General features: G+C 55.3%; 9 protein-coding genes. 3 read left to right on the forward strand and 6 right to left on the reverse strand.

The annotated features are described in order from the left end of the window. Positions 1-146: 146 nt before the first annotated feature. Positions 147-1826 carry a carboxypeptidase regulatory-like domain-containing protein gene (locus tag RDV48_25635; GenBank protein ID MDQ7826211.1) on the reverse strand — a complete coding sequence of 560 codons (1680 nt, stop codon included), beginning with the start codon at positions 1824-1826 and terminating at the stop codon, positions 147-149. A 395-nt stretch (positions 1827-2221) separates the two neighbouring features. Between RDV48_25635 and RDV48_25640 the strand changes: the two genes are divergently transcribed. The 3 genes from RDV48_25640 (at position 2222) to RDV48_25650 (ending at position 6751) form a co-directional block, all read left to right on the forward strand. Continuing rightward, entirely contained in the window at positions 2222-3826 is a 1605-nt protein-coding gene (locus tag RDV48_25640) for an aldehyde dehydrogenase (NADP(+)) (GenBank protein MDQ7826212.1), read from the forward strand. Positions 3827-3896: 70 nt separating this feature from the next. Next, positions 3897-5321 (forward strand): serine/threonine-protein kinase, encoded by a 1425-nt coding sequence (locus RDV48_25645; protein ID MDQ7826213.1) that lies wholly within the window; start codon positions 3897-3899, stop codon positions 5319-5321. A gap of 164 nt (positions 5322-5485) precedes the next feature. Further along, positions 5486-6751 carry a serpin family protein gene (locus RDV48_25650; protein MDQ7826214.1) on the forward strand — a complete coding sequence of 422 codons (1266 nt, stop codon included), beginning with the start codon at positions 5486-5488 and terminating at the stop codon, positions 6749-6751. A 37-nt stretch (positions 6752-6788) separates the two neighbouring features. Here RDV48_25650 and RDV48_25655 read toward each other — a convergent pair whose 3' ends face one another. From RDV48_25655 to RDV48_25675, 5 genes are all read right to left on the reverse strand, one after another. After that, on the reverse strand, positions 6789-7538 hold the full coding sequence (locus RDV48_25655; protein ID MDQ7826215.1) for a hypothetical protein: 750 nt from the start codon (positions 7536-7538) through the stop codon (positions 6789-6791). A gap of 489 nt (positions 7539-8027) precedes the next feature. Further along, on the reverse strand, positions 8028-8996 hold the full coding sequence (locus RDV48_25660) for a cyclic nucleotide-binding domain-containing protein (protein MDQ7826216.1): 969 nt from the start codon (positions 8994-8996) through the stop codon (positions 8028-8030). Positions 8997-9021: 25 nt separating this feature from the next. Then, positions 9022-10134, reverse strand: a complete 1113-nt coding sequence (locus RDV48_25665) for a type IV pilus twitching motility protein PilT (GenBank protein MDQ7826217.1) — start codon at positions 10132-10134, stop codon at positions 9022-9024. Between the two features lie 26 nt (positions 10135-10160). Continuing rightward, positions 10161-11228, reverse strand: a complete 1068-nt coding sequence (locus tag RDV48_25670) for a type IV pilus twitching motility protein PilT (GenBank protein ID MDQ7826218.1) — start codon at positions 11226-11228, stop codon at positions 10161-10163. Positions 11229-11552: 324 nt separating this feature from the next. Next, on the reverse strand, positions 11553-11984 hold the full coding sequence (locus RDV48_25675; GenBank protein MDQ7826219.1) for a hypothetical protein: 432 nt from the start codon (positions 11982-11984) through the stop codon (positions 11553-11555). Positions 11985-12117: the final 133 nt, after the last annotated feature.

The following is a 12117-nucleotide window of genomic DNA, read 5'->3' on the forward strand; positions in this document are numbered from 1 at the left end:
TTTTCGGCACCTCCGCTGGATAATGTTATCGGCACCCCGAGGCCTCGAGAGATTCTTCCACTTCTTTGAAGCGTGAGCCGAAACCGCCGAGGAACAGCTCATCAAAAAAGAAATTCATCATTGTGGCAAGGTTTACGGCGCTGAGGTCATTGAGTAATGCCGAGGACCTTAGAGATATCGGGCTTGATATTCATACTGCTGTCCCAGAGGCCGAAGCTGCCCTCCCAGTTTCCATTTGCGGCTTTCCAGGGCTCGTCATAGGCTTCGAAGTAGTAATATTCCACGTTATTGGTGCTTGCCCAGGTCATGACTGTCTGCAGGTGGGTGGCAGCGTTCTGGGTGTTGAAAACGGAAAGCGGGCAGGAAGGGTCCGATCCGGCCGTCGCCCACCCGATCTCGCCGATTATGAACTGCTTCGAGCCGCTTGCGACATCGGGGTAAAGTCCTTTGAAATAATTATATGCCCAGTCAAGGTTGGCTGAGATGGCGGCGGAAGTTGGGGCGGTTCCAGAGGGTGAAGCATAGCAGGGATAAACGTGCACGAAGAGGACATCGCAGAGATTCCCTACGGCCGTATTTGAGGCTTCGCTGAACATGAGCCCTGATGCCACCTGCACGGGGGCGCCGCTTGACGTGGTCGTGCCGCTCAGCAGAGCTTTCGTATCGGTGATATATTGCTTCAGGTTGTCAATGCTCAGCCCGTTGTTGGTCGTCTCGCTTCCTACGAGGGCTATGTCCACATTGTGAGCCGTGGCCTGGGTGACAAGGTTCTGTATCTCGGGAATCTGATTTGCCGCTATGGTGCCATTTGCCGTGTTGGTTCCATCAAGCCAGGCGCAGGCGACCACTTTGAGACCGAGCCCCTTGGCAATTCCCGGTATCTGATCCAGGCCGCTTGTCATCGAGTAGGTCCTTATGCCGTTTGTGTAGTTCGCGATGGGGGTGATGAGCGTAGTAAGCTGATCTACTGTTCTCTGATCCGGAGGCGCTCCCGTGAGATACGGCCCGAAGCAGAGCCCCGTGAGCTTCACCGCAGACCCGGCGCTTTTCGAGTTCATCAGGTAATTGGTGAACTCTCCCTGGACCGGCGCGATGTTGTTGACGTTATCGAAGGTGTGCCCCGATTTCGTGGCGACCATCGTGTAGGAATCGCTTGAGGATGCCTGGTAAAAGAGTGCTACTCCGGAGCTTGACGTGGAGGTGGCGTTCCAGTCGGCCTTGCCCGACGCGTCAAAGTAGCAGCGGGCCTGGTAGCCTGACCCTCTTGCCTTGGCTTTCGAGAAGAGATCCACCACCACGCCGTCCTTGCCGGCATCCCTGGGGCTTCCGGCTGTCTTGACGGGAGGCGTTCCCCCGCCGGTATGATCAACGACGGCGCTCACATAGGCCTTGGTGGCGTCATAAGGGTGGTCGGCGCCCATCACGACCGTCCAGTCGTCCTTTTTGATGCTCGTCTGGTTGATGGTCATGTCCTGAGTCACGGTGAAATAGGAGTTGTCGGTGATATTGCCGTCCCTGGTCGTGACAAGCCTGTAATTCCCCGCCGCCAGGTCAGAGAAGGAGTAGCTGCCCTGCGCGTCGGTTGTCGTCAAGGCGCTCTTCGAGCCGTCAAGAGCCTGGAGGGAGCATGCCATGCCCTGGATGGGCTGAAGCGTGATAGGACTCACTATTGTACCGCTTACCTTGTAGGTCGCCGCACCCTGCGAGCCTCCTCCCCAGTATGAAGTGGCGCTCGTTCCCGAGTCCGCGCAGCCATTGAGAGCGGAGAGCAGCAGGATGCTGACAAGCAGAAGCGTGAGAGTCAATCTGTGTGTCGTGGCTTTCATGGATTCTCCTTTGCATAATGATGTGGCGCAATGATTGAGATTCAGGGCTCCCTTGCCTGCCGCGTCCGGCAGGACTCTCGTAAGGAATTGCCGTATCACCTCCCGCTGAGAATTTCTCTGTGACAGTCAATGGGGTGCAGCGGAGCATCCAGGGGATGTGCACCGGGACCATTGGATGATATCAAGTATTATGACTAAAGCTTCTCCCCCGCCGCCGGTCAAACCTCCCGGTGTCTCCGGCATTCTTCATGCAATCACCTCCTTTTTACGGTATCATTCTAGCGCTGCAGGGTGATTACTGAAAAGCATTGAAATTTCAGCCTGATTCTGGTATACTCACGATCTAAATCATGCGCACAGAAAGCAGTACTGATGTGAGAGGCTTGGTGGATATTATGAGCACAGCATTATCAGGCACATCGATGATAGGATTCGGCCGCGGCAGGCAGGGCGGGGCACGGTTCAGAGCCACTGATCCGTCAACAGGAGAGCCGGTGGGACCTGATTATCAGAGCGCAGGCCTCGAGGATCTTGAGCGCGCCGCTGGGCTTGCCAGAGCTGCGGCGACGGGCCTGGCATCTCTGCCTGGAGCAAGGAAGGCCGCTTTTCTTGATCAGATCGCCGTGAATATAGAGGCCCTCGGCCCTACTCTGTGGGATTGCGTGATGCGGGAAACCGGTCTGCCGGCTTCCCGCGTGCAGGGCGAAACGGCACGCACCTGCATTCAGCTCAGGCTGTTTGCATCAATCGCGGCGGAGGGCTCGTGGGTGGACGCGCGTATCGACGCCACGGAACCGGGCCGCAAGCCGGATATCCGGTCAATGCTCCGTCCCCTGGGCCCGGCGGCGGTCTTCGGGGCGGGCAATTTCCCCCTGGCATTTTCCGTCGCGGGCGGAGATACGGCGTCGGCCTTCGCCGCAGGGTGCCCTGTGATCGTCAAGGCTCACCCGGCCCATCCGGGGACTTCGGAGCTTGTGGGAGATGCGATAGTCGCGGCAGTGAAGGCCTGCGGGCTGCCCGAGGGCACATTCTCGCTGATATACGATTCAGGCATTGAGATTGCCATCGCCCTGGTGAAGCGTCCGGAGATTAAGGCTGTGGGATTTACCGGGTCGCGCCGGGGCGGACAGGCTCTGATAGACGCTGCCGCCAGCCGCCCGGACCGGATCCCTGTCTACGCCGAGATGAGCAGCGTCAATCCCTTCTTCTTTATGCCGGGCGCCTTCGGCGACGGATGGGAGCAGCGCGTGGACGGCCTGGTGGCGTCGCTGACAGGGAGCGCCGGGCAGTTCTGCACGAAGCCGGGACTGATCTTCCTGCGCGAGTCCTCTGATGCGGAAGCATTTGTGGCCAGGCTTCATAAGCAGTTGGCAGGTCAGAGCTCCTTCACGATGCTGACCGGGCAGATAAGGCACGCCTTCGAAGCGCGCGTGGCCGACTGCCGGGCACAGGCGGGCGTCGCCACCCTGCTGCGGGCGGAAGGCGGTGCAGATGCCGCAGCCGTGACAGGGGCGGCCCTGTTCCGGACCAGGGCGCGGGAGTATCTGTCGAATCCCCGGCTCCATGAAGAGCTATTCGGCCCGGCGGCAGTGGTGATCACCTATCAAGGCCGCGACGAGCTGCTGGAAATCGCCCGCAGCCTTGAAGGTCAGCTGACGGCAACGATTCACGGCACCGAAGAGGAATTCGCCGAGCACGCTGAGCTTATCGCGGCCCTGGAGACAAAGGCCGGCCGGCTTGTGTGCAACGGGTTCCCCACCGGCGTCGAGGTCTGCCACGCCATGGTCCATGGCGGACCCTGGCCCGCGACGTCGGACAGCCGCTCCACCTCCGTGGGGGGGCGGGCTCTCGAGCGCTTCGCCCGCCTGGTCTGCTACCAGAGCTTCCCGCAGTCGCGGCTCCCCGATGAGCTGAAAGACACAAATCCCCTGGGAATCTGGCGAATGGTGAACGGCCTGCTCAGCCGCGATCCCTTTACCGTGACACAGGCTTTTCGATAATTTCTTCGGGACAGGCACGTAAGTCCATTCTCCGGGAGGGAGTAACACGCAGGGATTTATGCAGAGCGGCATGATACTGGCGAACAAATACAGGATCGATAAAGTCCTGGGAAAGGGCTCCTATGGCACGGTGTACCTCGCCGAGCAGATGGATAAGCCCGGCACCCGGCGTGCTCTCAAGGAAATCGAGGAGGCAAGGATGTGCCCTGAGGATCGCGCACACATTCTGGAGCTCTTCATCCGCGAGGCTGAGATGCTCACGTGCCTGAAGCATCCGGGCCTCCCCCTGGTGACAGATTTTTTCTCCCTCGAAGACCGCCATTATCTTGTCATGGAGTTCATCCCGGGGAAGAACCTGGAAGCCATGCGCAGGGGCGCCCTGGCGCCTGAGCCGGTCATTGAATGGGCCCTTCAGCTTGCGTCAATCATTGAGTACCTCCATGAGCACAGGCCTGAGCCCATCATATTCCGCGATCTCAAGCCCTCCAACGTGATGCTCTCTGCGCCCACGGGCAGGATCATGCTCGTGGATTTCGGCATCGCCCGCTACTTCAATCCCCATAAGTTGAAGGATACCCAGTTTCTCGGCACCCCTGGATTCTCTCCCCCCGAGCAGTACGGCTCGGGACAGTCAGACCAGAGGTCTGACATTTACTCCTTTGGCGCCACTCTCTATTTCCTGCTCACCGACGGGGACATCTGCCAGTATTATTTCAAGATGCCGCCCCTCAGGCGGCAGAACCCGCTTGTTCCCCCCGCGCTTGAGAGCGTCATCATGAAATGCCTTTCCCTCAATCCCGGCGAGCGCTTTCAGTCGATGACGGAGATTCTCATGGAGCTTGAAGAAATCAGGCTGGATATGGAGAAGGCCGGATCTCACGGGAATACTGCGACACCCGGTGAGCTGTTCGGGATATTCTCAAAGTTCTCCCTGTCAACATTCCCCTATGCTCCACTCAGATTCAGGACCATCGCCCCCCTTCAGGCGGGAGACGTGGAGAATATCGGCACCTTTTCATCGCCGCATTTTTCAGGCCTGCTGACCAACTGCCACTGCGGGCTGAATGTCAAGACGGCGGCCCTGGTGACTCTCGAGGGAGCTCCCTTCCCGAAATTCTACCTGCGGAGCCAATCACTGCTGGATCTCAATATTTTCGGCCGTGATCCCGATATCGACTTCAGCGAGAACCCCGACTTTTCAGCGAGCTTTTTTCTTACTGGTCCTGACAGGAAGGCCATAGAGGATTTTTTCCGCCCCGAGCTCATAGAGATCTTTTCGGAGAAGCCGATGCTGAGCCTCAAATGGTTTCCTCCAAACAATCAGAGCGGAGTATGCTGGATCGTGGAAGCCGAAGGCCCTCATCTCATCTTCTACTATCCTGAAATCCCGGTTCCGAAAGAATCGATTCAGCAGTTCATCGACTATGCCCGGAAGGTGATGACCCCCTTCGTCAAAAAGGCGCTGCAGTCGCGCCGGAAAGAGGCGCCCCCTTGACGAGGTCCCCCCCCCGGCGTTCCCGAATGCGGTGTCGTAGCGTTCCGAGCGCTTCGCCCGCCTGGTCTGCTACCAGAGCTTCCCGCAGTCGCGGGTTCTAAATGGGGACGGGGTTTTCGCAGGAGCCCCGTCTGCCAGCTATCACTTATAAAGGAAGCTTTCGTATGAAGAGAAGTCTTGCAGCGTTTCTTGTGCTGATTGCCATGGGCCTTGCTTTCATTGGATGCGGGAGAAGCCCCCGGAGATCTCCTGGCCCTGACAGCAGCGGCTCCCATAGTTCTCGCGGCCCTGAAGGAAGTGGCTCCATTGAAAAAGACAACTCAAAGCTTGCTCTTGACCTTTATAGAATGCTGTCGGAAGATGAGGGTAATATATTCTTCTCACCTTACAGCATATCGTCAGCGCTTGCCATCACCTTCCTGGGGGCAAGGGGAGCGACAGCAGGGGAGATGGAGAAGATCCTCCATTTCGGTGATCCGCCCGGAGAGTTTCACTCCGGCTTCAGGTCTCTTGACAGGAAGCTCAATGAAGAGGGCCGCGGGGGCGCCTATGAGCTTGTCGTGGCCAACAGGCTCTGGGGGCAGAAGGGCCATGCCTTTCTCAGCAGCTTTCTGGAAGAGGGAAAAAGCTACTACAATTCCGCCCTTGGGGAGCTTGATTTCAAAAACGATGCCGAGGGCGCAAGAACAGTCATAAACAAGTGGGTTGAAGACGGGACAAAGGGTAAAATCAAGGATCTTATCGCTCCTGGAGGAGTAAGCCCGGCCATGAACCTTGTCATTACCAATGCGATATACTTCAAAAGCACCTGGGACGCAAAGTTTGAAAAGGACCGTACCAGCAGGCAGCCCTTTCATAGAAGCAGCAAAGAAAAGGCTGAGTGCGATTTGATGTACAAGTTTGATACCTTGAAATACGCGAAGCGAAAGGACTTCGAGGCCCTGGAGATTCCCTACAGGAGGGGAAAGCTCTCCATGCTCGTCCTGCTTCCGAAAGATGCCAGGAGCCTGAAAAAGCTCGGGAAATCCCTGAGTTATGGGGACCTCGAGGTGCTGCGCTCTGAGCTCAGGCTCCGCAAGGTGAATCTTTCCTTTCCGAAATTCTCGACGACTTCCTCCTATGATCTCACAGAAACCTTTTGCAAAATGGGAATGCGGGCTCCCTTCGACGCCGGGAGCGCCGATTTTTCAGGGATTGACGGGACAAAATCCATGTTCATATCGAAAATTGTCCATAAAGCCTATATAGATGTCAACGAGGAGGGCACTGAAGCGGCAGGCGCCACGGAAGTGGAGATGGGCCTCCTGGATTCTGGAGAGGAGGAAGGACCCGTTACCTTCAGGGCCGACCATCCCTTTCTCTTCCTGATAAGGGAAAACAGCACCGGCACCATCCTCTTCATGGGAAAGCTCACCGATCCTTCCCGATGAAGCAGCAGGGCGACCGGAGAGGCTGTCCTGCCATTGTTCAGTACTTTATCTGAAACAGGCGGGAAACCTTATCTGATGAGGTTCGATTCCCAGCTCCCGTTCTGTGAATACTGCCCGATACCGAGAGGTCCACGCCTCCGAGGTCCGGCAGACACCACAGGTAGGCGGAGTCAGAATAGATATATGCAGCGACGTTTCCCTTAACGGTTTCAGGACTCTCGTAGGTCCTCAAATGAATCGAGGGGTCGTCGGGAAGCGTAATCCCTTTCGCTTTCAGCACTTCCAGCAGGACAAGAATTCTGTACAGCTCCTCCAGGTCTCCGAGAGCCGGGAAATGCTTCTTCGCCTCTTCGAGATGGCCTGACAGGTAGTCTGCAAGAGCCTCTGATTCCTTTCTCGTGTGCTCTGCATCATCGATTATCTCGCCTTTTCTCATTTTCTGGGCAACCACTCTCGCTTTCATCTTCACCTCAATCAGCAGGCGCCCGGAGTCTTCGCTGATATCGGCTCTGTCAAGACAGAGCCAGCATCGCTCAAAACTGCCGGAAGTCTCCGGGTGCGCTCTCACGCAGTCTATCACGAGCTGCTTATGTTTCGGAGATAAAAAAAGGGCTTTGCCGTTACGATAGTCAAATCCCGAATGAAGTGACTTCAGTGCCAGATCTGCATCAAGAACCACCTTCCCTATGGCAGTCCCTTCGAGAGGAGCTCCATAATAGACAGGCCTTAAGCGCAATGTCACGTCTTTCAACAGGTAATAGCCCTCAGGGGAGCCGGTTTCAAGCATCCGCATGCCTTCATTGAAAGCAGCTTTGCAGCTTGCTTCTCTCTCATGCGGGGAAACATAGTCAAGGGTGAATCCAATGCTGGGTATGTCACCATGGGCTTGCAGCAATCTTAGAGCAGTATAGAACATTTCATGCTTTGGTACAGTTGCAGGTGCTGACCCGGCATGCCTCTTGAAAAGAAATACGACTGTTCTCTCAGCGGAATCGATATCAAGGCCTGCCAGAACTCCACCGGGCTTATTTATCCCCTCTATCACCTGAGAGACTGAAAGGTCAACACCCCCTTGCGCATAGAGCTCAGCCTGACAGGGGGCCGGATACTTTCCGGCTTTATCGCTGCTGCTTTGTTCCTTTTCTTTATTGAGAGCGGTCTTCTGCGCCAGTGAAGGGGCGTTGAGAGAAAAAGAAGCAATCACGAGAATAATGACGAACACAGATCCTTTGAGCGCTGATATCTTCAAGCTGTCACAACCTCTCATAGATGAAGCTCAATATCTCATCCTCTGAAGCCTTATGCGCTCGTCGTCCTCTCTGCGGTACGCCGCATTCTCAATCGCCGGGGCAATCTGGCTGCATATCCCCAGCAGGAGGTTCTTCTGGGCAAGCGTGAAGAGCTGCTCCTTCGTCCTGGAAAAGAGCGCCAGGAAACCTATGAAAGTATCAAGGGAGAAGATAGGATAAGCGATGACAGACTTTGTCCCGGAAAACTTGCCTTCCCTGATAAGAAGCTGAGAAGAAGGGTTTCCCTCGTGAAACTGGCGGGTCTCCATGAGAATCTTCAGAAGCGGCTCATCGAGCGTGAGGGTCCCGCCGCCCATCTCATCGGGTGAGAAACCTGTGCTGATCTTGATGTCCAGCTCCTCGGTGAACTTGTTGTAAAGAGCAATAAAGCCGGCATCGGCCGTCGGTACCGCCTGCTGCACGATTGAAAAAACACTGCTCACCAGCTCATTGACGTTGGCGCATGACGCAATCGTCTTCCCTGTCTCATAGACCGCCACCTGCTCCCGTGCGCCCTCTCTGAGCCTTCTTGCCAGGATTGCCACGAACTCAAAGAGGACGATGGCGGCACTTTTCGTGTCCTCTCTGAGGAAGGTCTGAAAATTCGAGTTGGAGATCCTGAGGAGGTGAAGGTTTTTCCTTGCCATGACGGTGGCGGACCGGGGGAGGAGGTCAAAGAGCGTCATCTCCCCGAAGAGCTCGCCTTCAGCAACGATGCCCAGGGATTTATAATCCTTCTTCTCTTTATCTACAATTTTAAGGATGGCTGCCTCCCCTGATACAATGATGTACATGGCATCACCGGCATCACCTTCCTCAAAAACCACCTCACCTTTCTGGAACGTTACCTCGGACACAATCTCGCAGAGCTTCGTGATGACCTCGTCGCTGAGACGCTGAAAAAAGGTCACCTTCTTGAGGCTGCTGAATAACCCTTGTTCTGTATCCTCTGTCATGGCTCCCTCCGGATTGAAATTCTCCTTATTTTATATCCTTGCACGCCTCAGCCGGGACCTGTATCTTTTTTGCATGAGCCGCGGTCTTCAGTTTCAGGCGCAGGTCGTTGGGGTTGTTGCTGACGGCCAGGGCCTCGTTCTCGTCGATGAGCTTTTCCCTCCATAAAGCGAAGAGGCACTGGTTCATGCTCTGCATGTTGTAGTATGTCGATGATTCTTCAATGGCCTTGTCGATGGCGCCGATTCTGCCGGACTCGATGAGCTTCTTGATGGTGGGAGAGTTTATCATAATCTCCTGGGCGACTACTCTTCCCTGTCCGTCGATTCTCTTTATGAGCCGCTGGGATATGACGGCGAGAAGGCAGAGAGAGAGCTTCATCCTCAGCTGATGGTGCTCTTCCGGCGGGAAGGAGTTGATGACCCTGTCGATGCTCTGCTTCGCATCGTTCGTATGAAGCGTGGAAAGCACAAGGTGCCCTGTCTCGGCTGCAGTGATGGCGATCCTGATTGTCTCCTGATCTCTCATTTCGCCGACGAGAATGACATCGGGATCCTGCCGCAGGCCCCTTCGCAGCGCTTCTGCAAAGGAGAGAGTGTCTGAGCCCACTTCCCTCTGGTTGATGGTGCAGTTTTTGTCATGGTGGACAAATTCGATGGGATCCTCAATAGTGAGTATGTGCTTATAGTGGTTTTCGTTGATTTCATTTACCACCGCGGCAAGGGTAGTTGATTTTCCGCTCCCCGTGGGACCTGTCACAAGGATAAGCCCCTGTTCACTATCGGCAAACTCCTTGATAACCTTGGGCATTGTCAGGCAGTCAAGAGAGGGAATGACCGTGGGAATCGCCCTGAACACGGCGCCCGGCACACCGCGCTGGAAGAATATATTCCCCCTGAAACGGGCGACATTTTCGAGATCGCGGGAGAAATCGAGCTCCCGTTCCGTTTCCAGCCTGTGCCTTTGATTTTCTGTCAGGACGGCATAGAGCATCTCCTGCACCTCGCTTGTGGAGAGAGGGGGAATGTCTGAGGGAAGAAGATCTCCTTTATGGCGCAGCATCAATGGCGCACCCACCTTGATATGAAGATCGGAGCCTCCGACCTGAACGAGTGACCTCAGGGCATCATCGAGTGTCATGGGTTTTCTCCTTGCAAAAGATTCGCCTAAAACGTCAGATAGCTCTCAAAACTTCTCGCATCATGCGCTTTCGAGCGGGCCTCGTCAATATTGGTGAGGCCCATCTTCACCAGCTCCGCAAGCGATTTATCAAGGGGGATCATCCCCAGCTTTCCCCCTGTCTCTATGGCGCTGTATATCTGATGGGTCTTTCCCTCTCTTATGAGCGCGGAGACAGCCGAGGAGGCGAGAAGAATCTCCCTGGCGGCAACCCGCCCTTTCCCATCGGCTTTCTGCAGGAGTGTCTGGCATATGACCGCCTTGAGAGATGCTGCGAGCTGAACGCGTATCTGCTGTTGCTGGTAAGGCGGGAAGACATCGACCACCCTGTCGATTGTCTGAGGCGCGTCACTCGTATGGAGGGTCGCAAAGACGAGGTGTCCTGTCTCTGCTGCCGTGAGGGTGAGAGAGATTGTCTCGAGATCGCGCATCTCCCCCACGAGTATGATATCGGGATCCTGCCTCATTGCAGAGCGCAGCGCGTTTGCAAATGAGTAAGTCTGGTTTCCCACCTCTCTCTGGGTGATGCGGCAGAGCTTCGGCTCGTAAACAAACTCGATGGGATCCTCTATCGTGAGGATATGCAGTTTCTGGGTCCTGTTGATCAGCTCTATGAGGCTCGCAAGAGTGGTTGATTTCCCTGAGCCTGTGGGGCCTGTGACAAGGACAAGACCTTTCTCCAGGTTGATGAGGTCAGTGATTGCCTTGCCTAAAAGGATTTCTTCCGGCTCCGGGATCACCGTTGAAATGATGCGGAGAACGGCACCGACACCGTTCTTTTCCATATGGACGTTGAATCTGAACCTGGAGAGCCCCGGAATGTTATACGAGCCGTCGAGCTCATAGCTTTCCTCAAATTTTTGCTTCTGTTCGTCGTAAAGAATCCCGTAGATCATATGCTTCACATCATCGGGAGAGATGATACCGAGGTCGGTGAGGGGAATTATCTCTCCCTTCACTCTCACAAGGGGAGGACCTCCCGCTCCCAGATGAATATCAGATGCCCCCAGCTCGATAGCCCGCTCAAGCACGGGAAAGATGTCTTTCTGCTCCATGGAAGCCTCCTCTCTCCTTACGGGAACTTCCTGTCCCTCTCCATGGTAGTGGTGTGAGGATGAATTCTCAAGTCAAGGATAGTTCGCGAAAAGTCACAGGTTGCCCTTTTTCAGCCGCCCATGCCGATATCCCCGCAGGCATACTCGGCATGCCCGGCCTGCAGACCGAAACACCGTCAGGTAATGTTCCATTATGAGCTGCCAGAAGTGTTTTTCAACATGCTTTGTTGCGCTTTGTGCGCCATGAAAAAAGCCGCACGCGCGGCTTCCTGCGGCAGTATGTAAAATAGCTCACGCTGTGTGACGAGCTTCCTGAAGCTCTCATTAATTCTCCCATAATGCATGCCATCTCTGTCCCGTCTTTTCACCGCGCTGATTCCTGATAAATCCCCAGGCAGTGGTTCTTCCTTTTTCATCCGATCCCCACTGCTCCCGCTCAAAGTGGGTCTTGACATTATCTTCAGTACGGATGAACCCGCCGCTGCCGGCCAATTGGTAGTAAGTCAGCCATTTGCCTCTGGCATCGTTCCAGGACCAGTAGTATCCCGTATTATTGTCGAGATAGAGATACGCAGCGGTATAGCCGACAGTCGTCAGGGTAATTTTAAACAAGTGGGGTATTTGATTCGGAGTCTTGTTCGCAAAGGAAGGCGGTCTCAGCCCAAACGTGTCGGCCTGGACGTCCCCCGCGCATGCAATCACAGCAAACGCTGCAATAATTATCACTGAAATAGAGAAATATCCTTTGCTTTTCATTGTCTCACTTCCTTTCTTATGAATTCATACTGTGCCGGGGGGGCCTGGAACTTCTCTTGCAGCCCATACCTCCATAAGTTCCAGGAGTGTTTCCCATAGCCCATATCCTGGCAGGCGCTCTTGATGACAGGAA

Source organism: Candidatus Eremiobacterota bacterium, from assembly GCA_031082125.1.
GTDB lineage: Bacteria > Vulcanimicrobiota > CADAWZ01 > CADAWZ01 > Ess09-12 > Ess09-12.

Coding starts and splice junctions, on each gene's coding strand:
- RDV48_25635 (MDQ7826211.1), bottom strand. CDS start 1,826: ATGAAAGCCACGACACACAGATTGACTCTCACGCTTCTGCTTGTCAGC.
- RDV48_25640 (MDQ7826212.1), top strand. CDS start 2,222: ATGAGCACAGCATTATCAGGCACATCGATGATAGGATTCGGCCGCGGC.
- RDV48_25645 (MDQ7826213.1), top strand. CDS start 3,897: ATGATACTGGCGAACAAATACAGGATCGATAAAGTCCTGGGAAAGGGC.
- RDV48_25650 (MDQ7826214.1), top strand. CDS start 5,486: ATGAAGAGAAGTCTTGCAGCGTTTCTTGTGCTGATTGCCATGGGCCTT.
- RDV48_25655 (MDQ7826215.1), bottom strand. CDS start 7,538: ATGCTTGAAACCGGCTCCCCTGAGGGCTATTACCTGTTGAAAGACGTG.
- RDV48_25660 (MDQ7826216.1), bottom strand. CDS start 8,996: ATGACAGAGGATACAGAACAAGGGTTATTCAGCAGCCTCAAGAAGGTG.
- RDV48_25665 (MDQ7826217.1), bottom strand. CDS start 10,134: ATGACACTCGATGATGCCCTGAGGTCACTCGTTCAGGTCGGAGGCTCC.
- RDV48_25670 (MDQ7826218.1), bottom strand. CDS start 11,228: ATGGAGCAGAAAGACATCTTTCCCGTGCTTGAGCGGGCTATCGAGCTG.
- RDV48_25675 (MDQ7826219.1), bottom strand. CDS start 11,984: ATGAAAAGCAAAGGATATTTCTCTATTTCAGTGATAATTATTGCAGCG.